At 43.9% G+C, this 21,684-nt stretch carries 23 protein-coding genes; 4 read left to right on the top strand and 19 right to left on the bottom strand.

The genetic code is table 11. The annotated features are described in order from the left end of the window. Nucleotides 1-42 precede the first annotated feature (42 nt). The 4 genes from V1497_RS16165 to uvsE form a co-directional block, all read right to left on the bottom strand. Nucleotides 43-789, bottom strand: coding sequence for a carboxylesterase (locus V1497_RS16165; protein ID WP_349408545.1), 747 nt, complete (start codon nucleotides 787-789; stop codon nucleotides 43-45). Then, the gene (locus V1497_RS16170) at nucleotides 786-1,508 is read right to left on the bottom strand and encodes an alpha/beta hydrolase (protein WP_349408546.1); all 723 of its coding nucleotides are present in this window, start codon (nucleotides 1,506-1,508) and stop codon (nucleotides 786-788) included. The genes V1497_RS16165 and V1497_RS16170 overlap by 4 nt, the downstream gene beginning before the upstream one ends. A gap of 268 nt (nucleotides 1,509-1,776) precedes the next feature. Further along, nucleotides 1,777-2,007, bottom strand: coding sequence for a preprotein translocase subunit SecG (gene secG, locus V1497_RS16175; RefSeq protein ID WP_349408547.1), 231 nt, complete (start codon nucleotides 2,005-2,007; stop codon nucleotides 1,777-1,779). Between the two features lie 242 nt (nucleotides 2,008-2,249). Next, nucleotides 2,250-3,215 (bottom strand): UV DNA damage repair endonuclease UvsE, encoded by a 966-nt coding sequence (gene uvsE / locus V1497_RS16180; protein WP_349408548.1) that lies wholly within the window; start codon nucleotides 3,213-3,215, stop codon nucleotides 2,250-2,252. Between the two features lie 117 nt (nucleotides 3,216-3,332). Between uvsE and V1497_RS16185 the strand changes: the two genes are divergently transcribed. Further along, a complete protein-coding gene (locus V1497_RS16185; RefSeq protein WP_349408549.1) occupies nucleotides 3,333-3,512 on the top strand; it encodes a hypothetical protein in 180 nt (59 codons plus the stop codon). A gap of 188 nt (nucleotides 3,513-3,700) precedes the next feature. Here V1497_RS16185 and eno read toward each other — a convergent pair whose 3' ends face one another. The 10 genes from eno to V1497_RS16235 all read right to left on the bottom strand — a co-directional run bounded on the left by eno (nucleotide 3,701) and on the right by V1497_RS16235 (nucleotide 13,710). Next, entirely contained in the window at nucleotides 3,701-4,990 is a 1,290-nt protein-coding gene (gene eno, locus V1497_RS16190) for a phosphopyruvate hydratase (RefSeq protein WP_349408550.1), read from the bottom strand. Nucleotides 4,991-5,030: 40 nt separating this feature from the next. Then, nucleotides 5,031-6,572, bottom strand: a complete 1,542-nt coding sequence (gene gpmI / locus V1497_RS16195) for a 2,3-bisphosphoglycerate-independent phosphoglycerate mutase (protein ID WP_349408551.1) — start codon at nucleotides 6,570-6,572, stop codon at nucleotides 5,031-5,033. Continuing rightward, nucleotides 6,565-7,326: a triose-phosphate isomerase gene (gene tpiA, locus V1497_RS16200; protein ID WP_349408552.1), complete on the bottom strand. Its 762-nt coding sequence runs from the start codon at nucleotides 7,324-7,326 to the stop codon at nucleotides 6,565-6,567. Before tpiA ends, gpmI begins: the two co-directional genes overlap by 8 nt. Before the next feature lie 80 nt (nucleotides 7,327-7,406). Continuing rightward, the gene (locus V1497_RS16205) at nucleotides 7,407-8,591 is read right to left on the bottom strand and encodes a phosphoglycerate kinase (RefSeq protein ID WP_349408553.1); all 1,185 of its coding nucleotides are present in this window, start codon (nucleotides 8,589-8,591) and stop codon (nucleotides 7,407-7,409) included. Between the two features lie 193 nt (nucleotides 8,592-8,784). Next, nucleotides 8,785-9,792 (bottom strand): type I glyceraldehyde-3-phosphate dehydrogenase, encoded by a 1,008-nt coding sequence (gene gap, locus V1497_RS16210; protein ID WP_349408554.1) that lies wholly within the window; start codon nucleotides 9,790-9,792, stop codon nucleotides 8,785-8,787. 64 nt (nucleotides 9,793-9,856) lie between these two features. Further along, entirely contained in the window at nucleotides 9,857-10,870 is a 1,014-nt protein-coding gene (locus V1497_RS16215) for a sugar-binding domain-containing protein (RefSeq protein WP_349408555.1), read from the bottom strand. Between the two features lie 138 nt (nucleotides 10,871-11,008). Continuing rightward, entirely contained in the window at nucleotides 11,009-11,251 is a 243-nt protein-coding gene (locus V1497_RS16220; protein ID WP_349408556.1) for a glutaredoxin family protein, read from the bottom strand. 66 nt (nucleotides 11,252-11,317) lie between these two features. Further along, nucleotides 11,318-12,649: an RNA polymerase factor sigma-54 gene (gene rpoN / locus V1497_RS16225; protein WP_349408557.1), complete on the bottom strand. Its 1,332-nt coding sequence runs from the start codon at nucleotides 12,647-12,649 to the stop codon at nucleotides 11,318-11,320. Nucleotides 12,650-12,775: 126 nt separating this feature from the next. Next, a complete protein-coding gene (locus tag V1497_RS16230) occupies nucleotides 12,776-13,375 on the bottom strand; it encodes a cupredoxin domain-containing protein (protein ID WP_349408558.1) in 600 nt (199 codons plus the stop codon). A gap of 107 nt (nucleotides 13,376-13,482) precedes the next feature. Then, nucleotides 13,483-13,710: a hypothetical protein gene (locus tag V1497_RS16235; protein ID WP_349408559.1), complete on the bottom strand. Its 228-nt coding sequence runs from the start codon at nucleotides 13,708-13,710 to the stop codon at nucleotides 13,483-13,485. A 116-nt stretch (nucleotides 13,711-13,826) separates the two neighbouring features. Between V1497_RS16235 and V1497_RS16240 the strand changes: the two genes are divergently transcribed. From V1497_RS16240 to V1497_RS16250, 3 genes are all read left to right on the top strand, one after another. Beyond that, complete coding sequence (locus tag V1497_RS16240) at nucleotides 13,827-14,819, top strand: LCP family protein (RefSeq protein WP_349408560.1); 993 nt, start codon at nucleotides 13,827-13,829, stop codon at nucleotides 14,817-14,819. 352 nt (nucleotides 14,820-15,171) lie between these two features. After that, entirely contained in the window at nucleotides 15,172-15,768 is a 597-nt protein-coding gene (gene clpP, locus V1497_RS16245) for an ATP-dependent Clp endopeptidase proteolytic subunit ClpP (protein ID WP_349408561.1), read from the top strand. 149 nt (nucleotides 15,769-15,917) lie between these two features. Then, nucleotides 15,918-16,391 (top strand): Gmad2 immunoglobulin-like domain-containing protein, encoded by a 474-nt coding sequence (locus V1497_RS16250; RefSeq protein WP_349410858.1) that lies wholly within the window; start codon nucleotides 15,918-15,920, stop codon nucleotides 16,389-16,391. Between the two features lie 107 nt (nucleotides 16,392-16,498). Here V1497_RS16250 and V1497_RS16255 read toward each other — a convergent pair whose 3' ends face one another. The 5 genes from V1497_RS16255 to whiA all read right to left on the bottom strand — a co-directional run bounded on the left by V1497_RS16255 (nucleotide 16,499) and on the right by whiA (nucleotide 21,683). Continuing rightward, complete coding sequence (locus tag V1497_RS16255) at nucleotides 16,499-18,223, bottom strand: aromatic amino acid hydroxylase (protein WP_349408562.1); 1,725 nt, start codon at nucleotides 18,221-18,223, stop codon at nucleotides 16,499-16,501. A gap of 685 nt (nucleotides 18,224-18,908) precedes the next feature. After that, nucleotides 18,909-19,256 (bottom strand): PilZ domain-containing protein, encoded by a 348-nt coding sequence (locus V1497_RS16260; RefSeq protein WP_349408563.1) that lies wholly within the window; start codon nucleotides 19,254-19,256, stop codon nucleotides 18,909-18,911. A 101-nt stretch (nucleotides 19,257-19,357) separates the two neighbouring features. Further along, nucleotides 19,358-20,230 (bottom strand): VOC family protein, encoded by an 873-nt coding sequence (locus tag V1497_RS16265; protein ID WP_349408564.1) that lies wholly within the window; start codon nucleotides 20,228-20,230, stop codon nucleotides 19,358-19,360. Nucleotides 20,231-20,358: 128 nt separating this feature from the next. After that, nucleotides 20,359-20,616, bottom strand: coding sequence for an HPr family phosphocarrier protein (locus V1497_RS16270; protein WP_349408565.1), 258 nt, complete (start codon nucleotides 20,614-20,616; stop codon nucleotides 20,359-20,361). 131 nt (nucleotides 20,617-20,747) lie between these two features. Next, nucleotides 20,748-21,683 (bottom strand): DNA-binding protein WhiA, encoded by a 936-nt coding sequence (whiA, locus tag V1497_RS16275; RefSeq protein WP_349408566.1) that lies wholly within the window; start codon nucleotides 21,681-21,683, stop codon nucleotides 20,748-20,750. Between the last annotated feature and the right edge of the window lies 1 nt (nucleotide 21,684).

Consider the following 21,684-nt stretch of genomic DNA (forward strand, 5'->3'; position numbering starts at 1 on the left):
TTCAATCCCTCCTTCGGTGATGTCTCTATCAATAAGTATGTTTTAGTTATTCCAATCCAGCGAGTTTAAGAATTCCAGAACATCTTCATGAAGCTGTTCTTTTTCCTTATCTAAGGTGATGACGTGGCTGGATTCTTCGTACCATTTGAGATCCTTATGATTGGATTCAATGGCATCATAAATGATGTTGGCACTTTCCGTATTGATCATTTCGTCATGTCTTGCTTGTACCACGAACGTCGGTGTGTAAATCATATCAATGTTCGAGCGAACGTCCGAAATGAGTTCTTGCAGCGCCTTCAACGTATTCATCGGCGTCTTTCTGAACTCTTCCATTTCTTCTTCAATCTGCTCTTCGGATTTCCCCTCGTATTTCTTATATTCCCTCGCGTATTCGAGGACACCTTCGTACATAACTTCTTCACTTTTAATATGCATAGGCGCACACATCGGTACAATACCCTTGACCGGTTCTGTATAAGCCAGCTTCAAGGAAAATACGCCACCAAGTGAAAGACCTGCTACAGCAATCTCTTCATAGCCTTTGTCTTTCAGCTCATTATATGCGTCCATGACGTCCTTCCACCAATCATCAGGACCGGTATGGACGAGCTCTTCCGGGGGTACGCCATGTCCTTTGTAGTGCGGCGCTAGACAGGAGTAGCCTTGTTTTTGCAGGAAGCGTCCAAGCATACGGACATCAGAGGAATTCCCTGTGAATCCATGCAATAAAAGGACTGCCCGATCTCCTCCCTCGAAGAAGAATGGTTTTGGTGTTACGATTTTCATGATGTTTCCTCTCCTTTTATAACCTTTGGTTCTTTATCTGTTAGAAAGTGAAAGACGTGCCGGATGACGTCTTCTTGCTCTGTACCGTGGCATATGATGTGTTTCGATTGTGGTAGAAAAACAAGTTCTTTCTCGGTGCTTCGTATCGTATCGTAAATGTAGTGCGCGCTTTTCTTCGGGACGACGCCGTCACATTCCCCTTGGAGAATGAGCGTGGGTGTCTGGATTTTTTCAATATAAGGCCTCAAATTGTAGATGAGCCTTCTGAATTGGAAGGTCATCGACAACGGTGTAATCCGGAACTTCCGCATATATCGTTGGAACAATTCATTATCCTTTATTTTTCCTTTGAATAAGTCAAGGACCATCTGTTTGATGTCTAGGAACAGCTGGCGTGGGCTGACGTAATAAGCAGCAGCACTCATCAATACGAGCTTGTCGATTTTATGATTAGCCGCTAAGTACCCAGCGATCATTCCACCCATTGAAAAGCCGACGACATAGATCGTGTCGCATTTTTTTTCGAGAGCCCTGAGTTCCATTTCGGCCGTTTTGATCCACTCTTCAAAGTGGACATGCTCCATCCGGCCTCCTGTATCATGCCCTGGGAAGGTAGGAGATGCAATGACCCAATCTGTGTGTTCTTTTAGATAGTGGACAAGCGGCTCCACCTCATAAGGGCTTCCGGTAAAACCGTGAAGACATAGACAACCTATCATGAACCGGACTCCTTCATTCTTTCTTTTAGTTTGCCCCTTGTCGGAAGCGTTAAAACGTATGTATGTCAATCCGTTCGGGAAATTTGTGGAACGAATTCTCGGTCTCCATTATCGCTGAATTAAGATATCTTGGCAAAGGAAAGCCTTACTTACTTTTGGCGAGCCTTCGTTACACATAAACTAATGAAAACTTATGAAAGTGTGTATCCATTTTTCCGGTGAAATAAAGAAAACAGCAAGCGCGATACTTGCTGTTCTTTCGACGTTATTAATATACGTAACCTAGAATGATACTAAGGATGAAGAATAAGACTGCAAGAACGATCGTTGCCTTTTGGAAGACAGCGTCGATTCCGCGTGCTTTCTGTTTCCCGAATAATTGTTCCGCTCCACCTGTAATCGCACCAGAAAGTCCAGCACTCTTACCAGATTGAAGAACAACAATTGCAATCAATCCTAATGCAACAATAATCAATAAGACCATCAAGAATGTTTCCATTTAATCCACCTCCAGCGACACAATCCAGTACCTTAAATGTACCACAACGAACTCAAAAGTTTCAACATAATTTGTCGGTGTCGTTGGGAAGTGTCAGGCACTATTTTCAATCCGTTGAGCAGCAAGGGTTGGTTGGGAGTGTCAGGCACTTTACTTTCTTAGTGTCAGGCACCAACTCTCATCAAATGTCTAAGAAGTCGGTGCCTGACACTAACTACGTAGCAAAGTGCCTGACACCGACACTATTTTACGTAGAAGCTGGCTCCGTCGACAATTTCGACATTCGGGTGGTCTTTGAGATCGCGCATCAGCTTGAAGAGGGCTTCATCTTTCTTCTTCGCTTCAATCATGCAGTCGATCTGTTCGACGCTTCCTTTAATTTGATTCAGGAAGTCCATGAACATTTCGGAATCGACATATTCCGCATGAGAGCGGAATTGTTTTTCACTTTTAGGGCTGGAGATGTGCATTTTGATCGGTAGATGGGAATCGGACCAGGAGTTGACGACTCGTTCCCATTCCTCCTCCCAGTGTTCGTTATCGTGGTGGGCAAGATGATGGTGATAGTCGAATACGAGCGGTACCCCAAGCTTTTCGCATAAGTATAAGGTGTCTTCTAGATGGAAGGACTTATCATCGTTCTCAAGGATGATCATTTCCTGGATACCTGGGGGAATGAGCATCCAGTTTTCTACAAACCGCTCCAAAGCGATCTGTCTATCCCCGTACATCCCGCCGACGTGGAGAACACACCTGTGCTTCGGGTGGACTGACATCCCGTCAAGCAGACGCTTATGTAGCATCAGGGTTTTGACCGTCATTTTCAATACATCCTTTTTCGGCGTATTGACGAGCACGAAATGATCGGGATGGAAATCTACACGCATTTCGTGTTCTTTTACAAACTCACCAATCTCGTAAAGCTCCTCCGTAATGGCATCCATGTAGTTCCAATCAGGCAATTCTTCATACGTCGCCAAAGGGACGAGCCTTGAGGTCATTCGATAGAACTTGATATCGTGCGCAGCATTATGACGTAATATCCTTAATGTGTTATGAAGGTTTGAACGGGTAATCCGTTCAAGCTTCAGCATGGCAGCATCCCTGTTTTGTATTTTTGAAAAGTTTTGGATGGTCATGGTTTGAGAAGGCGAGGCGTTCTGCAGACTTAACGCCATTGCGACATACCCCAGTCGAACAAGTGTCATTTAAAAACTCCTCCGATCATCAGTTACACGTTAGTATTACCCAAACGTCATGGTAAATGATGATGAACATAATTTTTTCGGACGATATCCATATTAGAGATATGGAGGTGTTCTGCAATGACTAGAAAAGATCCGAATATCGAAAAAGATAAAGAATTGCAAACGGCGACGAATCTGAATCCCGGATTCACCGTTCAAAGTGATGCCTACCAGCCGCTCGATATGCTCATTAATCAAGCAGACAGCGGAATCGAGCCACAACGAAGCGACGTACATGCCGACAACGAAGACATGTAGTGAGCCTTTCAACCTATAGTGCCAGGCACCGATTTAGAACCGTTGTGCCGCAACGGGTTCTGAATGGTGCCTGGCACCTTCATAAAATAAGAAAACCCGATTGGCGGCTATCCAATCGGGTCTTTTTGCTTTCAGTTCAGTTGGTGTGCTTCCACTTCCCTGATATCAATGGAGTTCATTCAGTTGTCTTACTTCTTGATGTTGTAGAACGCGTCTTGTCCTGCATAGAAACCAGCGTAGTCGAGCTCGTCCTCGATACGGAGAAGCTGGTTGTACTTCGCTACACGGTCCGTACGTGACGGTGCACCTGTCTTGATTTGGCCAGCGTTTGTCGCAACTGCGATGTCTGCGATTGTGCTGTCTTCTGTTTCACCAGAACGGTGAGAGATGACTGCAGTATATCCTGCGCGCTTCGCCATTTCGATCGCGTCGAACGTTTCCGTCAACGTACCGATTTGGTTCACTTTGATCAGGATGGAGTTACCGACTTTACGGTCAATACCTTCAGAAAGCTTCGCTGTGTTCGTTACGAACAAGTCGTCACCGACAAGTTGTACTTTGTCACCGATTGCAGCCGTAAGCTTTTCCCATCCGCCCCAGTCGTTCTCGTCAAGACCGTCCTCAATGGAAACGATCGGATACTTGGACGTAAGCTCTTCATACCAAGCAACCATTTCTTCAGATGTCTTCGTAACACCTTCACCGGAAAGATGATATTTGCCATCTTTATAAAGCTCAGAAGACGCAACATCCAATGCCAATTTCACTTCTTCATCCGGCTTGTAACCAGCTTTTTCAATCGCTTCGATAATCGTAGAGATCGCTTCTTCGTTGGATCCTAGGTTCGGAGCGAATCCACCTTCGTCACCAACAGCTGTGTTCAAGCCTTTTTCCTTCAATACCTTTTTCAACGTGTGGAAAATTTCCGCACCAACACGTAGTGCTTCACGGAAGGATTCAGCACCTACTGGCATGATCATGAATTCTTGGATGTCTACGTTGTTGTCTGCGTGCTCTCCACCGTTCAAGATGTTCATCATCGGTGTTGGAAGAGATTTCGCGTTGAATCCACCAAGGTAGTTGTATAGTGGTACACCCAGGTGATCTGCAGCAGCGTGTGCAACAGCCATGGATACACCAAGGATTGCGTTTGCGCCTAGGTTACCTTTGTTTTCTGTTCCATCAATCTCAAGCAATTGCTTGTCGATTGCGACTTGATCAAGCGCATCGAAATAAACAAGCTCAGGAGCGATGACTTCGTTTACGTTGTTTACAGCGTTCAATACGCCTTTTCCGAGGTAACGGTCTTTGTCTCCGTCACGAAGCTCAACTGCTTCGTACTCACCAGTTGACGCACCACTTGGAACGAGTGCGCGACCACGTGCGCCGGACTCTAACCATACTTCCACTTCTACCGTTGGATTACCACGGGAATCTAATACTTCACGAGCAAAAATGTTAATGATACTTGATGACATTCCATTCATCTCCTTATTTTTTAAAAATATAAGTTTAGATTTATTCGTTTCCCTTGATCAGGGTTTTTCCTGTCATTTCTTTCGGCTGCTTACCGCCGAGAAGGTCGAGTACCGTTGGTGATAGATCGGCTAAAATTCCGTCTTCACGTAGCTCGACACCTTTTTTCGTCACGATGACCGGTACAGGGTTCGTCGTATGAGCTGTCATCGGTTTTCCTTCTTTCGTGATGACTTCATCCGAGTTACCGTGGTCGGCTGTAATGATTGCCGCTCCATCTTTTTCTAAAATGAGGTCGACGATTTTACCGAGACACTCATCAACCGCTTCGACAGCCTTGATTGTTGGCTCAAGCTTACCAGAATGTCCGACCATGTCTGGATTTGCGAAGTTCAAGATGATGACGTCATGCTTGTCCGCATTCAGTTCATCGAGTAGTGCATCTGTCACTTCATAAGCACTCATTTCCGGCTTCAAGTCGTATGTCGCGACTTTCGGCGAGTCGATCAAAATACGCTCTTCACCTGGGAACTCGTTTTCACGTCCGCCACTGAAGAAGAACGTGACGTGTGGATATTTTTCCGTTTCAGCGATTCGAAGCTGCTTATAGTTTTGCTGGGATAAAACTTCACCGAGCGTGTTGTCCAAGTCCGTCGGTTTGAACGCAACTTCTCCGTCAACGGATTCACTGAATTGTGTCAGACAGACAAAATGCAGATTTTTCGGACGGCCTTCACCACGATCGAATCCACGGAAGTCTTCGTTCGTGAAGACCTGGGAAATCTGGATCGCACGGTCAGGACGGAAATTGAAGAAGATGATTGCATCATCGTCGTTAACCGTCGCAACCGGTGAGCCATCTTCCTTCGTGATGACCGATGGCAGGACAAACTCGTCATAGATTTCATTTTTATAGGAATCATCGACGACTTCGATCGGATCCTGATAGGATGGACCTTCCCCGTATGTCATTGCTCGATAGGAGCGCTCGACACGGTCCCAGCGCTTGTCACGGTCCATAGAATAGTAACGGCCAGAGATCGTTGCATACTCACCGACACCGTACTCGTCCATCTTCTCTTGTAATGCTGTGATATATTCCTTCGCTGATTGAGGACCGACGTCACGACCATCTAAGAAACCGTGAATATAGACTTTTTCAACATTTTCTTCCGCTGCCAGCTTCAACAACGCATAAAGATGATCAATGTGGCTGTGTATACCACCATCAGAAAGCAATCCGAATATATGCAGGGCAGAATCCTTCTTTTTCACGTGATCCATCGCATCCAGGAAAGTTTGGTTTTCATAAAACTCGCCTTCCTTGATGGATAGGTTCACTCGTGTAAGACTCTGATAAACGATTCGTCCAGCACCGATGTTCAAGTGCCCGACCTCGGAATTCCCCATTTGTCCTTCAGGAAGTCCGACCGCTTCTCCACAAGCTTGCAGCTGGGAGTGCGGGAATTCGTTCCAATAACGGTCAAAATTCGGCTTATTCGCCTGGGCGACCGCATTCCCTTCTGTTTCATCCCGTAACGCAAACCCATCTAAAATGATGAGTGCGACTGGTTTTTTAGCCATTATGAACAACCTCCAACAACTGTAAGAAAGACTGTGGCTTCAAGCTCGCTCCACCGACAAGTGCTCCGTCAATATCCGATTGGCTCATGAGCTCTTCAATTGTTTCAGGCTTCACGCTTCCACCGTATTGGATGCGTACTTGATCGGCAGTCCCTTGTGAAAACTTGTCCGCAATCACAGTACGGATGTAGGCACAAACTTCATTTGCATCTTCAGAAGTAGCCGATTTGCCTGTTCCAATCGCCCAGATTGGTTCATAAGCGATGACAACTTGGGAAACCTGTTCTTCAGACAATCCGCTTAGAGCTTGCTCGACTTGATTTTTCACGTGAGATTTCGTTTCATTGTTCTCACGCTGTTCGAGGGATTCCCCGACACAAACAATCGGCACAAGGTCATACTTAAAGGCAGCGTGGACTTTTTTGTTGACGGATTCATTCGTTTCACCGAACATTTCACGTCGTTCGGAGTGTCCAAGAATGACATACTCAACCTTCAAGTCTTTCAGTGCATGAGGGCTGATTTCGCCCGTGAATGCGCCGCTTTCTTCAAAGTGCATGTTTTGTGCCCCTATATGAAGCTTCGTTTCTACTGTCTCATTTACTAGGGCATTCAAGAACAATGCAGGCGCGCAAATGACAGAATCAATTTTCTCCTCATCAGGAACGAGCTCTTTGATTTCCTTAACGAAGCTCTTCGATTCTTCAAGCGTTTTATGCATTTTCCAGTTTCCTGCGATAATCGGTTTACGCATCCTTTAAGGACCACCTTTCTTTTAATCATTAGGTAGATTTCATGAGAAAATTTCGCAAAAATCTATACAAGTTTCCTCTTTTACTTGTCGTTCAGGGCTGCAACTCCCGGAAGAACCTTCCCCTCCATAAATTCGAGGGATGCTCCTCCACCTGTGGAGATATGGCTCATCTTGTCAGCAAAACCAAATTTCTCTACGGCTGCCGCAGAATCACCGCCACCGATGACACTGTATGTGTCCGGTGAATCAGCAAGGGCTTTCGCAACACTCATCGTTCCATTAGCGAATGTATCAATCTCGAATACACCCATCGGTCCGTTCCAGATGACAAGCTTCGAACCTTCAATGACAGTACGGTACTCATCTCGAGTAGCTGGACCGATGTCGAGCGCTTCCCAATCTGAAGGGATTTCATCGATCGGTACGACTTTCGTGTTTGCGTCTCCAGAGAAATCGTCCGCTACGACAACGTCTTTCGGCATGTAGAACTTCACGCCTTTTTGCTCTGCTTTTTCCATGAACGATTTAGCTAGATCAATCTTATCTTCTTCTAATAGTGACTTTCCGATGTCATAACCTAACGCTTTGACAAATGTGTAAGCAAGTCCGCCACCAATGATCAAGTTATCGACCTTATCTAATAGATTGTCGATGACACCGATTTTGTCCTTTACCTTCGCTCCACCAATGATGGCTGTGAATGGTCGCTCAGGTTCAGCTAGTGCTTTGCCAAGAACCTCAAGCTCCTTCTCCATTAGAAGTCCAGCAACACCAGGTAAGTGATGAGCGACACCTTCAGTTGAAGCATGTGCACGGTGTGCTGCGCCAAATGCGTCATTGACATACAGGTCTGCTAGATCGGCAAATGCTTTTGCAAGTTCAGGGTCGTTCTTCTCTTCGCCAGCTTCGAAACGAACATTTTCAATAAGTAAGACGTCACCATTGTCCAAACCAGAAATGGCTTTGTTGACTTCTTCACCATATACTTCGTCCGTTTTTGTGACAGTCTGGTTCAATAGGTCACTAAGACGCTTCGCAACAGGATCAAGCCGTAGTTCCTCTACCACTTCACCTTTCGGACGTCCAAGGTGACTTGCGAGAATGACCTTTGCTCCTTTTTCAACCAAGTGTTGAATTGTAGGTAGTGCTGCACGGATACGAGTGTCGTCGGTCACTTCTCCATCCTTCATCGGTACGTTGAAGTCGACACGGCAGAACACTCTTTTCCCGTTCACATCAACATCGCGTATAGATTGTTTTTGCATTCGGAAAGCCTCCTTAATTACGTGAATTCATCTTATAATCGGATTGGTCGTTTGAAAAGCAGATGAATCAGTTACTTTTCAAACACCTTTAAGTACATGTGAAAAGAGGAGTAATACTACCCCTCTCCCCACAATCCTTATTCTATATAAACTTATCGTTCAGGTACAGTTTTTCCTGTTGATAAACTGTATCTTAAAGACCTTTAGAAGCGATGAACGCAACAAGATCAACAACACGGTGAGAATAACCGCTCTCGTTGTCGTACCAAGAGATTGCTTTAACCATGTTTCCTTCCATCACCATTGTAGATTGAGCATCTACTGTAGAAGAATCAGGGTTTCCGTTGTAGTCACGGGAAACAAGCGGCTCGTCACTGTATCCAAGAACACCTTTCAAGTTTGTTTCAGAAGCTTCTTTAAATGCTGCGTTTACTTCGTCAACTGTTACTTCTTTATCAAGCTCAGCAACAAGGTCAACAAGTGAAACGTTTGGAGTTGGAACACGCATTGCCATACCGTTCAACTTGCCTTCAAGCTCAGGAAGGACAAGGGATACCGCTTTTGCAGCACCAGTTGTTGTCGGGATGATGTTCTCTCCAGCAGCACGCGCACGACGGTAGTCTTTGTGCGGCAGGTCAAGGATTTGTTGGTCATTTGTGTAAGAGTGGACAGTTGTCATCATTCCACGCTTAAGACCGAACTTGTCATGCAAGACTTTCGCAAGTGGTGCTAGACAGTTTGTCGTACAAGATGCGTTAGAGATCACGTTGTGGCTAGCTGCATCGTATTTGTCTTCGTTTACACCAAGAACGACCGTGATGTCTTCGTTCTTCGCAGGTGCAGAGATAACAACTTTCTTCGCGCCAGCTTCAAGGTGTTTCGCTGCATCGTCACGTTGCGTGAAACGACCGGTAGATTCTACGACGATTTCAACGCCAAGGTCTCCCCAACCAAGTTGAGCAGGGTCGCGCTCAGAAAGAACCTTGATTTCCTTACCATCTACAACCAGGTTTTCACCGTTTACTTCAACTTTTGCATCAAGCTTTCCATGAACCGTGTCATATTGTAGAAGGTGTGCAAGCATTTCTGCATCTGTAAGGTCGTTTACTGCTACAACCTCAACATCATTGTTTTTAAGTGCTGCACGGAATACGTTACGTCCAATACGTCCAAATCCGTTAATACCAATCTTTGTAGCCATGTTAAAACTCCTCCTTGAAATGTGTATGTTAAGTAATGGTTTCTGACATGTGATTTGCCAGTCCTTAAATCAACTCTTTTGCTGCGCCCTCATCTGTAATCAAAATCTGACGAGGTCCGCGATTCATATAGGCTGCAATGGCATTTGCTTTACTGCTGCCGCCAGCAACCGCAAAGATTGTTTTTTCATCCGTCAGATCATCAAGCTGTAAGCCGACGGTCTTCACTTTGTGGACGATGGAACCGTCCTTGTCAAAGTAATAACCGAATGCTTCCGCAACGGCTTCGTGCTTTTCAATTTCCTGAAAGACCTGCTTGGATGATTTCCGCCGTTCCGCCATCGTCTTCGCTTCTCCAATACCATGGATGACGATTTCAGCAGATCGGATCAGGTCAAGCACTTCTTTTACACCCGGTTCTTCAATCAAGGATTGATACGATTCGTTGCTTAATTGATCTGGGACATGCAACAGTCGATATTCGCCATTGGCTTTACGGGCCATGGTCGAGCAGATCGTATTCGCTTGATTTTCAACCTGTTCACCTAATCCGCCCCGGGCTGGGACAATCAAAGGTTTACTTTTATTCGGTAATGGCTTCATCATTTCCGCTACTGCCGAAAGGGTCGTTCCACCAGTAACAGCGATGGTTTTTTCGGTTTTCAGTAATGGGAGAAGACGTTTGATTGCGGCTTTCCCCATTTCTTTTTTCACCCATTGGTCCCGATCACTATCACCTGGGACGATAATCACTTCTGCCAACTTTAATTTTTCCCGTAATCGCTCTTCTAAAACATGAAGACCTGAAACTTCTTTCATAATATTTTCGAGTTCTAGGAGAATATCATTGCCTTCATCGGTCAAAGTCATACCTGAAGAAGCGATATTCAAAAGCCCTTGTTTGTGTAAGAACTCGACTTCCGCCCGGAGTACCCTTTCCGTCTGTTGAAGGTTCGCCGCTAAGCTTCGCCTTCCAATCGGTTGAAGATACCGGACGTTCTGAAGGATGCGATAACGGTTCTGCATAACATCCATTAAATCTGGCAATAATTTTCGTTGTATTTCAATGATCGGCTCCATCGCAACTCCCCTTTGGACGAGAGTGAGGGACTTTAATTGTCCCACCTAGTCATATTATGTCCCGATTGGTGTAAAAAAATTTACCGACCTTACAATTTGTATCATAGCAATACTTCGACGCGTGTTCAACTTAAAAAACTAATAAAATGTAAGTAAGCGGTTTCTTAGTGAAAATAAGTCGATCTTACCATATTGTATGTTCTCACCATCGATTTGGACTACGGGAATCATCAATCCATACGCCTCTATCCATTCGTCCTTCTCATGAATATCCCTTATTTCGATATGAAATCCAAGCTCATCCTGAAGCTCTTCTAATATAAGAAGCGCATGATCACAAAGCGGGCAATTTTCTTTCGTATAAAAGTGGACAGTCAGCATAAATGTACTCCTTTTAATAGGGTTCATGGAAAAATAAAAGATGGAACATCATTCGTTCCATCTTCATTATACTACAAGTGCTTTTCTTTTCGATGAGGAAGCGATTCCGAGTTCTTCCCGGTATTTTGCGACTGTCCTTCTCGAAATTGATATTCCTTCACTCTTCAGCTTATCTGCAAGCTTTTGGTCCGATAACGGCTTTCCCTTCGTCTCTTCTTCAATCATTTGTTGAATCCTGACTTTGACTTGAGTGGATGAGGCTTCTTCTGAATCATTCCCTCTGTCTAGTTTAGAAGAAAAGAGTGACTTGAGTGCTATCGTCCCTTTCGGGGTTTGAATCGTTTTATTTTTAACCGCACGACTGACAGTAGATTCGTGAACCTCGATCGCATCCGCCACTTCCCGGAGGGTCATCGGTTTTAAAGCCTCATACCCATATTCGAAAAAGTCCCGTTGCCTTTGCACAAGGTATTCTCCTAGGCTTGTCAGGGTTTGCCGGCGCTGTTCAAGACTTCGCTTCAGCCATTCGTATTTTTGCAGCTGTTTTTCCAAATAGGCTTTGGCGTCGTGGTGACCCTTCATTAAGCGGAAGTAACGTTCGTTCAACGTGACCTCAGGGACAAGCTCTTCATTCATTCGAATGATATAACGACCAGTTTCATCTAATTCAATAAAAAACTCTGGCTGAACCCATTCACTCCTAGATTGCGAATAACTCACACAAGGTCTTGGATTCAACGAGCGAATCAATTCATCCGCCTGCTTTAATTCATCCTTTGTGATCTGAAGCGCTTTCATAATATGTGTAAACTTTTTATCTGCTAAATCGTTTAAATGATGCTGAATGATCGTACGGGCGACGGAATTATTGTACTCGATCCTGTCGAATTGAAGCAACAAGCACTCAGACAAGGACCTCGCTCCAACACCAGCAGGTTCTAATTGTTGAACCAGCCCCAAAATGTGTTCAAGTGCTTCTTCAGGTATCCCTAGCTCAACCTGCAGCCGTTCTAAACTGCAATCGAGGTAGCCATTTTCATCTAGGCAATAAATCATATACTCAGCTGCCATTCGCTCATTCTCAGATATATCAAGCCAGGCAATCTGTTCAATAAGATGATCCTGTAAACTCGGATCTTCAGCCTTCAAAAAGTTGATCGGGTTCGTATCATCTTCCTCATAAAACCACGAGTCACGAGCATCCAGATCAGATTGTGAATCTCCCTGGACCGGCTCTGTCCTTTTTTCCAACAGATCGATGAGAGGATTTTCAAGAGCCTGCTGTCGTAAAAAATGTGTCAGTTCAAGTGTAGGGTATTGTAAAATCGTTATGGCTTGTCGCAACTCATTGGTCATGACAAGTTTCAGTGATTGCGTTTGATATAAACCTAATTCCATAACAATACCTCCCTTACCCCATCATATCAAAAATGAATGCGCTTTATCACCATGTAATATTTGCAAATCCAAGAATTAAAACAAAAAAAGAACAGCTGCTGAATGAGCGCTGTTCCTTTGCGGCAATTATTCTTCTACGATGATTGTCCCTTTCATTCCGGCCTCTTTATGACCAGGTACACTGCAATAAAATTCAAACGTGCCAGTTTCTTTCGGAATGAATTTAATGCTCACAGTATCACCTGGATTGCTGTTCATATGAAGGGTCTTCATGTCCTTCTTATCGCCATGAGCATAAGCCTTTTTCGTGCCTAACAATTTGTCAATCATTGACGTTTGCTCTGGGTGTTCAGGCATTTCACTCATGGAAATCATTTCGATTTCAAGTTCATCCTCTACAAAATCATGGAATACTTGTCCTTCATTCGTCATGACAAATTCGTATTCTTGATCTTTCTTAAGCTTGATTGTGGATGGTTCAAATTTCATCTCCGATGCGGTGATTTTGATGGTATTCCCGTTTGTAGCGTCTTCACCTTCCGAAGCTTGCTGATCGTTATTGTCCGCTCCTTCTTGATCTTGATCATCACTTTCTTGCTGTTCTTCAGTTGGTTGTGTCTTTTCATTTTCCGCTGTCTGATCGTTTTCGTCTGAACCGCAAGCGACGAGTAAACCAATCATAAGTAAAGAAATCGCAAATAAAAATGGTAGACGCTTTATTTTCATATGTTTTCACTCCATTCTTCAGTCTCTCTATTAACTGAATGGTAGCAAAATCACTTTTAGCTTGCAAACGTTTCCAACTAATTTAAGGGAATTATCGGGATCGTTTTTCAATTCTCGTGTCTTTTCTCTTCATACTGCACATGGTGCTTGTGGTCTTCACTTATTTTTTGTTTTTCGTACGGAACTCTCCCCATTGTTAGATCGTCATAAGGTGTGAATTCATTATTCGGTAGTTTCTTTTTACGTATGATTTTATAAATGATGATAACGGGAATAATAATAGACATACCTACTGTCAGAACGAACTGGAACATTTCATAAGCTGTTTCTAGCAAAAAAGGAACCTCCTTCAGAATGTTCTATTTTACGCCATATCCATACAAATTCTTACAAGTTGTGCTATAATTTGGAGTCAGTGCTCATTTATAAATAAAACGGTGGTGAACGTGAAATGGCTTCACGAATCGATCGAAAGAAAGAAAAGAAAAAAGGGAAATTCTTCAAACGCGCACTTTTATTGTTCATGATACTATTTATTGCTGTCGCTGGCTATGCTGCTATTCAATATTATTTAGGTCTCCAACAGGCACAACCTACCAAAGAGATGGAAAGTAATTATGAATTCAATGCCCCTGAGCAGAAAGTGAAGGGGAAATATAATATTCTTTTGCTTGGTGTGGATGCTCGAAAAGAAGATCAGCAATCGAGAACCGATACAATCATGATTGCGCAATATGATACTGAGAGCGACAAAGCGAAGCTCGTTTCCTTGATGCGGGACTCTTATGTTGAAATTCCGGGTTATCCGAAAAATAAAATCAACGCTGCTTTTTTCCACGGTGGACCGGAATTGCTTCGTCAAACGATTAAGGAGAATTTCGATATCGACATTCATTACTACGCCATCGTCGATTTTAAAGGCTTCGAACAAATCATTGATACGATCGCACCGGATGGGATTGAAATCAACGTCGAAAAACGGATGTCAGAAAACATCGATGTGACCCTTGAACCAGGGCTTCAAAAGCTGAACGGAAAAGAACTTCTCGGTTATGCCCGTTTCCGTCACGATTTACGCGGAGATTTCACCCGTGTGGAACGCCAACAAAAAGTCATTGCGAAGGTGAAGGAGGAGTTCACGAGCCTTTACGGTATCAGTAAGCTGCCGAAGGTCATGGGGACGATCCAGCCTTATATCGACACCAATATGAAAATGTTCACCGCAATCGGTCTTGCAAAGAATGTTATGACGAACAAAAGTGAGATTGAAACGATGAAGATTCCAATTAAAGATTCCTTCCGAGAACCGACATACAGCGGCGTCGGTCAGGTCCTTGATATGGATATCGAACAGAACAAACAAGCGTTGAAGGACTTCCTCGGACTCGGAGACGGAACATCAACCTACACGAACAACACAGAAGAAGACGAAACAGAATCATAAACTCAAACCGAATAAAAATGGAAGAAAACCGTCCCGAGGGACGGTTTTTTTGTTTATAAGTGTTAGGCACTTTCTGTCCTGTATATACGAAAGTTGTAAAACAAAATTACAAACTGGAACGTTTAAATCGGTTCTTAAAGGGAAAAATGGTATGATGTATACATAGTTATGTAAATGTGATTTTCTTCGAATCAACAAAATCAAACCTTTCTGAACTTCGATTTTGAAGATGAAGAATCTCGTCGAACGAAAAGTACAGTTGATGAAGCCTAAAAGTTTGACCTATATTGACCTATTGAGTAAGATGAAATTAAGCCATAAAGATACTTATGGAAAGAGGAGGATTTCTGAAATGAACTTGATCCCAACAGTTATTGAACAAACGAACCGCGGAGAACGTGCATATGACATTTACTCCCGCCTTTTAAAAGACCGTATCATCATGCTAGGGAGCGCGATTGATGACAATGTCGCAAACTCAATCGTGGCTCAGTTGCTATTCTTAGCTGCAGAAGATCCTGAAAAGGACATCTCCCTTTACATCAACAGCCCAGGCGGATCCATCACTGCAGGTATGGCGATCTACGATACGATGCAATTCATTAAGCCAAAGGTCAGCACAATCTGTATCGGTATGGCTGCATCCATGGGTGCATTCTTACTTACAGCTGGTGAGCCTGGAAAGCGTTATGCACTTCCAAACAGTGAAGTCATGATTCACCAACCTTTAGGTGGTACTCAAGGGCAAGCTGCTGACATCGAAATTCATGCTCGTCGTATCATCGAAATGCGCGAAAAGATCAACAAGATCATCGCAGACCGTTCTGGACAGCCAGTTGAAGTTGTTGAACGCGACACGGATCGTGACAACTTCATGAGCGCTCACCGTGCGAAAGAATACGGTTTGATTGACGACGTTATTGAAAAACCAGTTGCATCAACAAAATAATGATGTTCATTAAAAGAGTCGACCTCCCAAGGTCGGCTTTTTTTATAGGTTATTTGTACATCCTCATTTTATTTCCATAGACAAAAAAGAATGTTATTCCTCGCCTTTACTCATAGACTTGTGGAAAGGAGGGAGTTTCATTGAAACGGATGTTGATCATATTGTTGATTGTCCTTTTGGGGATTGGCGGCTACCAATGGATAACCAATGACAGCGATTCTTCAAGTGATCCACCAGCATCAGAGGATCAAGGTAAACCGGATGACGAAAGTGATGGTAAGGATGGTCCTGATGACGATGCGACAGACGATGAACCGGTAGAAAATGACGCCTTCAAGATTGAATCGCCACGACCAAATCAAGTTGTCGGTAATGAATTCCTCTTTAAAGGGAAGGCGCGGGTGTTTGAAGCTGTCTTTCAATATGAGTTGAAAGATGGCGATCAAGTGCTTGAGGAGGATTTCATCATAACCTCAGAAGGCGCACCAGCATGGGGGACCTTTGAAAAAACGATCAGTGTACCGGCTGATGTCACTGGACCGCTCGTATTGAAGATATTCGTAGAAAGTGCGAAGGACGGATCAGAAGTCCACGTCCTCGAAATTCCGTTGAAGACGGATTGAGCGTTCTTGTTATGAGTTCCCAAATGAGAAAGAACCAGAGTCGGGGAGGTTTCAACTCTGGTTCTTTCCTATTCAACGATTTTACTAAAATCGGAGTTCGTAAGTTTTTATGCGGATTTTCTGACCTTGATCAGGTGCAATCCGTTTTCAATCCATTTGTTCAGCTTCTCATGGTCTTTCAATCTCTCAAGATCATCCAGCACCTTGTGCTTCGTTGTTGGCAAGAGTGGCTTCTGAGTGAGGATCTCTACGATTTCAAGGCGCAGCAGCCAATCCTCAGGGAACTTCTCCAGCTCAGACACAACCTGCTGGATCGTGTGGATGACCTCCTGTGGGGTCTTCTCTTCTTCTCGCAAGCTGCGAATCTCACCGTAAAGCTTTTCTAATGGCGTAAGCTCACTTGGTTCAGCTTCCTCTTCTTCCTCTTTTACATCAGTACCGAAGAAGTGTTCACTGTCTGCCGCTCCGGCAAATACGGAAGTGATATGCGTTCCGACCGCCATATCGAAAACACCTTCCCCACTTTCAAACAGTACGTCATCGAGATGGGTCACTTTTGCATTCTGAATACGAATTACCACGACCTTCCCGTTTTTACGGATGACTTCTTGAAGTTTCCCTTCAACCGTCACACCTGATTCAAACGCGAGACTCACGTCTTCCTCATGCTCCGCAAAATCCTCTTCACTCCAGTCTTCGAGTGGTTTATCCGTTCCGGCCAACACACCGATTGGCGAGCTGAAGCCTTCAGAATGAACATCTTTTCCATGTCCTTCAAGCACTTGACCATCGACAGACAATGCGGTTGGACCCGTTGTGCGCATGAAAACCGCTTCTCCATCTTCATCCTTTACAAGGTCTGTCACTGTGCCGGTTACCTCGAGACCTGAGCTGAACACAGATGTCGCTGTATTAGCGGACCGAACAGCCTTCTCCAAGCTTTCCGTCCCTCCAACCTTAAAGGCCATCGTCTCAGAAAATTCCTCAACAGCACGAATCAATTGATTGAAATTCTCACAAACGAACAATTGCGGCTGTTGCGTTGTAATATCAAACCCTGTATTGATGGCGGTTTCGAGATCAAATGGTAGCTTCGTCACTTCATCTGAAAGGCTCGTAACACTTTCTCCAATTGATGATAAGAGGCCTGCTCCGTATAATACCGGCTTATCGACACTTCCAATCATTCCGAACTCGACCGTCCACCAGTACAATCGGGAGATTTGCTCTGCCTCTGAAATCTCCGTAACCGCTTCTTGTTTTTCTTTGAAATCAGCTCTTGCGGCTTCCACTTCTTCCTCAGATGCCGTACCATCTTCAAGCAGCGCAGACAAATTGCGGATCGCATCAAACAACTCATGCTCTTCCTTTGTTGCGAGTGCTTTCGATCCGATCTCACCAAACATTTTTACAAATTCAGCGTACGTCGGATCACATAAAATCGGTGCGTGGCCAGCTGCTTCATGAATGATGTCCGGTGCAGGGGTGTAATCGATGTTCTCCAGTTTACGAATATCCGTTGCAATCGGCAGGTAGCCGTGTGCCTGGAAATCGAAGAACATGACAGCAGGTATGAATCCATCGATTGTCACTGCTCCCCATCCGAACGGCTTCAGGCTTTCGTTCATGTCATCCACTTTTGGAATCGAATCGATCTTTATTCCCGATGAAACAAGACCATCGGTATACGCCTCATGCGCCACATCTTTTAAGAAATTATGGTTCTGTCTCATCACATATCGCCAAACGGCATGGTCGATCGGGGAGTACTTTTCATGATGCTGCTCCACGACATATTTTCTTAAGTGCGCAGGTAATGGTCTTTGATTCATACTTCATTCTCCTTTTTATTTGGCTCTGTTAAGCATGTTGTTGATGTTGAACAGCTTCAGGCGGACGCTTTCCGCGGGCAACGCTTCAGCCTCACTTCCACAGGATGTGGTGACTTCGACGTTCACCATAGGACGTGGTGGTTGTTAGTCGAAGATCATTAATTCCTCACTCTGCGGGGTCTTCAGCTGTTGCTTTTCCCGCTGGAGTCGCCGCCTTACGCTTCTTTTTTCTTTAAATATCAACAATAAAAGCTAACAAAGCCTATATTTAATCTGATTAGGGGTGAAAATTCCACTCAAACGACAAAAAAACTTTCCATCCGATTAGGGACGGAAAGTTTCCGCGGTACCACCCTGATTGATGAACAAATCGTTCATCCACTTCATTTAAAAAGCCCCATTACGTACAATGTAATTCGTCATTCCGACTGCCCGGATTTTCACCAACCATCCGATCTCTACTTGCTGCCCATCGAAACACTACTGCTTTTGCACAGGCTTCATTATTCATTTTTTTAAATAATATTCACACTTAAACGCTTAGACGCTTTTAAGTGTTAAAGTTAAGTTATCCATACTATACACACTCTTTTTTAATCGGTCAACCCATTCCGATCATTTTTTTGTGTTCATTTTCAGAAGACAAATAGAAAAAACACCAGCATTACTGGTGTTTTCCTCATTTTCAATCATATAAAATTTTTAATTTTTTCTGATCCTTGTAGTCGTAATCAAAGCGTAATCCGTATTCAAAGAAACCTTGTGTTAATTTTCTTTTCCGGATGATCTTCCCGTACATTGTTAGGTCTTTTTCTGAAAGATTCATCTCAATCTTATAAATCGCTAAGTGATTGACTGTGAATTCGGTTTTGCATGCGAATTTAATCCCGCCCGCACTCATATCCAGGACAATGATTTCTCTTAGACCTAACGATTGGACATCCTCATACGGGGTGGACAACTCTATGGTAGCTCTTACTGGTTCAGCAAATACACGTCGATCATAATCTCTTCGGTTAGATGATTGATACATGAACATCACCTCAGGGACTATATTACCATTCCTGATCTCAACAAATAAGCGTCAAAATTGTCATTTATTACGTTCAATCCTCTGATCAGAAAGTCCTAGTGTTACGAATTGCTTGAAGAATCCGACTCCAATACGAATTGGATGCGATTAGCTGACGGATCTGTCGCCCAAATTCCTGATTCGTCTTTATGAACTTTAAATCCTTTTTCTTCGATTCGTTGAAGCGCTTCCGTTCGCTCCTTATCATGACTGAATACGATGGTATAGGAATGTAACCGAATCGTGTTGGCATCAGGTGGTTCTGCTCCCTGTCCATTCCATGTATTCAATCCGATATGGTGATGATAGCCTCCAGATGCAACAAATAGAGCCTGATGTCGGATTGGTATAGTCACCTCGAATCCAAGACCATCCACATAGAAACTCTTCGCTTCTTCCAAATCACGGACATGAAGATGGATATGACCGATGACCGTTTCAGGAGGCAAGTGTTCCCACTTCCCATCCGATATAGCGAGTATTCCTTCTACATCGATCGGATCACTGACGAGAGGAAGCTCATCCCCATTCCATTTCCACTCTGTGGATGGGCGGTCACAATAGACTTCGATCCCATGCCCATCAGGATCAGAAAGGTAAAGGGCTTCACTGAAGAGATGATCGGATCTACCCTGCAATGGAACATTCAGCTTTTGGATATGCATCAGGAAATTCCCGAGATCCTTACGGGTTGGCAGGAGAATCGCAAAATGAAACAACCCTGTTCGTCTGCTTTGCTTTGGATGTGCATCCTTTCTTTCCTCAAGCGTAACCAGCGCATGTCTATCATCCGCCGTCAGGGTTACAGAATCAGCTTTTTCGTATAGAACGGTAAACCCTAATACGGACTGATAAAAAGATAATGAACGCTCTAATTCGGAAACATAGAGATGAACCTGGCCGATATATGGATTAGCATTGCGGTGAAAAGCCATAACAGATTAAACCTCCATTTTACTTACTTTTTGTAAGTTGGTAAATCCATCTTATCACAAACTCTCCTCACTTACAATAAGTAAGCAAACAAAAAAGTACCGCCCATCAAATGGACAGTACTTATGTATTACTCATCAGCTGTTACAAACTCTTCCAACGCCTTCAGTGCTTCTTCTTCATCTTTACCATCTGTGACGATTTTAACCGTCGAGCCAGAGGCAACTGCTAGACTCATGATTCCCATGATACTCTTGGCGTTCACCTTTTTTCCGTCTTTTTCTAAAAAAACATCGGATGAAAACTTGTTCGCTTCTTGTACAAATAATGCTGCAGGGCGGGCCTGCAAGCCGGTTTTCAATTCAACCGTCAATTCTTTTTCCAACAATGGACCATTCCTCCTTGTACATTCCCTGTTTTATAAAATATATAATCGTTAGCATGAATTCATGTAAATAACTTTTTGACACACTCAAATGTAAGCGCTGTCTTACAATTGTGAATAAAAAACGCCTGTGCTTAGAATTGCCCCAGACGTATTTTATTAGCCATTTCATCAAGTTTACGTAACCGATGATTGATGCCGGACTTACTGATCGGACCTGTCGAAACAAGCTCACCGAGTTCTTTCAGCGTGACATCCTGGTACTTCACTCGCAATTCAGCGATTTCACGCAACTTATCCGGCAACGTCTCCAAACCGACTTCCCTATCAATCAGCTTGATATTTTCGACCTGTCTCATGGACGCACCAACTGTCTTGTTCAAGTTGGCCGTTTCACAGTTTACAAGCCGATTGACCGAATTCCGCATGTCCTTCATGATCCTGACGTCCTCAAACTGCAATAACGCATTATGTGCGCCGATCAACGTCAAGAAATCTGAAATCTTCGAGCCCTCTTTAAGGTAGATGATAAAGCCTTTCTTCCGCTCAAGCATCTTCGCATTCAGATTAAAGGAATTCATCAAATCCATTAAAGATTGTGTATGCTCCTCATACATGGAGAAAATCTCAAGATGATAAGCCGATTCCGGATGATTCAGCGATCCTCCAGCAAGAAAAGCACCTCTCAAGTAGGAACGTTTGCAGCAGCTTTTCTTCGTGATGGAGGCAGAGACATCCCTTTTAAACGCAAAGCCTTCACTCATGATATCAAGCTCTTGTAAAAGAGTCCGAGAATCTTGCTTGATTCGGACGATATAGACGTTATTTTTCTTGAGCCGCATCTTTTTCCGGACAAGTAATTCTGCAGGAAATCCATAGAGCTGCTTGATCAAGGTGTAAATCCGTCTTGAGATTGCAGCATTTTCAGTCGGAATATCGAGAACGATTTCCCGGTTCGCAAGTGATATCGAGCCGTTCATACGAATCAACGCGGAGAGTTCCGCCTTCGAACAGCAATTTTTCACTTCGAGTTTTGTCAGCTCTTTTTTTGTTTCGGATGCAAATGACACG

Origin of the sequence: Pseudalkalibacillus sp. SCS-8 (assembly GCF_040126055.1) — a bacterium.
GTDB lineage: Bacteria > Bacillota > Bacilli > Bacillales > Fictibacillaceae > Pseudalkalibacillus > Pseudalkalibacillus nanhaiensis.

Excerpts from the sequence above, each read along its gene's own strand:
- V1497_RS16165 (WP_349408545.1), bottom strand. The coding sequence starts at position 789 with ATGAAAATCGTAACACCAAAACCATTCTTCTTCGAGGGAGGAGATCGG.
- V1497_RS16170 (WP_349408546.1), bottom strand. The coding sequence starts at position 1,508 with ATGATAGGTTGTCTATGTCTTCACGGTTTTACCGGAAGCCCTTATGAG.
- secG (WP_349408547.1), bottom strand. The coding sequence starts at position 2,007 with ATGGAAACATTCTTGATGGTCTTATTGATTATTGTTGCATTAGGATTG.
- uvsE (WP_349408548.1), bottom strand. The coding sequence starts at position 3,215 with ATGACACTTGTTCGACTGGGGTATGTCGCAATGGCGTTAAGTCTGCAG.
- V1497_RS16185 (WP_349408549.1), top strand. The coding sequence starts at position 3,333 with ATGACTAGAAAAGATCCGAATATCGAAAAAGATAAAGAATTGCAAACG.
- eno (WP_349408550.1), bottom strand. The coding sequence starts at position 4,990 with ATGTCATCAAGTATCATTAACATTTTTGCTCGTGAAGTATTAGATTCC.
- gpmI (WP_349408551.1), bottom strand. The coding sequence starts at position 6,572 with ATGGCTAAAAAACCAGTCGCACTCATCATTTTAGATGGGTTTGCGTTA.
- tpiA (WP_349408552.1), bottom strand. The coding sequence starts at position 7,326 with ATGCGTAAACCGATTATCGCAGGAAACTGGAAAATGCATAAAACGCTT.
- V1497_RS16205 (WP_349408553.1), bottom strand. The coding sequence starts at position 8,591 with ATGCAAAAACAATCTATACGCGATGTTGATGTGAACGGGAAAAGAGTG.
- gap (WP_349408554.1), bottom strand. The coding sequence starts at position 9,792 with ATGGCTACAAAGATTGGTATTAACGGATTTGGACGTATTGGACGTAAC.
- V1497_RS16215 (WP_349408555.1), bottom strand. The coding sequence starts at position 10,870 with ATGGAGCCGATCATTGAAATACAACGAAAATTATTGCCAGATTTAATG.
- V1497_RS16220 (WP_349408556.1), bottom strand. The coding sequence starts at position 11,251 with ATGCTGACTGTCCACTTTTATACGAAAGAAAATTGCCCGCTTTGTGAT.
- rpoN (WP_349408557.1), bottom strand. The coding sequence starts at position 12,649 with ATGGAATTAGGTTTATATCAAACGCAATCACTGAAACTTGTCATGACC.
- V1497_RS16230 (WP_349408558.1), bottom strand. The coding sequence starts at position 13,375 with ATGAAAATAAAGCGTCTACCATTTTTATTTGCGATTTCTTTACTTATG.
- V1497_RS16240 (WP_349408560.1), top strand. The coding sequence starts at position 13,827 with ATGGCTTCACGAATCGATCGAAAGAAAGAAAAGAAAAAAGGGAAATTC.
- clpP (WP_349408561.1), top strand. The coding sequence starts at position 15,172 with ATGAACTTGATCCCAACAGTTATTGAACAAACGAACCGCGGAGAACGT.
- V1497_RS16250 (WP_349410858.1), top strand. The coding sequence starts at position 15,918 with ATGTTGATCATATTGTTGATTGTCCTTTTGGGGATTGGCGGCTACCAA.
- V1497_RS16255 (WP_349408562.1), bottom strand. The coding sequence starts at position 18,223 with ATGAATCAAAGACCATTACCTGCGCACTTAAGAAAATATGTCGTGGAG.
- V1497_RS16260 (WP_349408563.1), bottom strand. The coding sequence starts at position 19,256 with ATGTATCAATCATCTAACCGAAGAGATTATGATCGACGTGTATTTGCT.
- V1497_RS16265 (WP_349408564.1), bottom strand. The coding sequence starts at position 20,230 with ATGGCTTTTCACCGCAATGCTAATCCATATATCGGCCAGGTTCATCTC.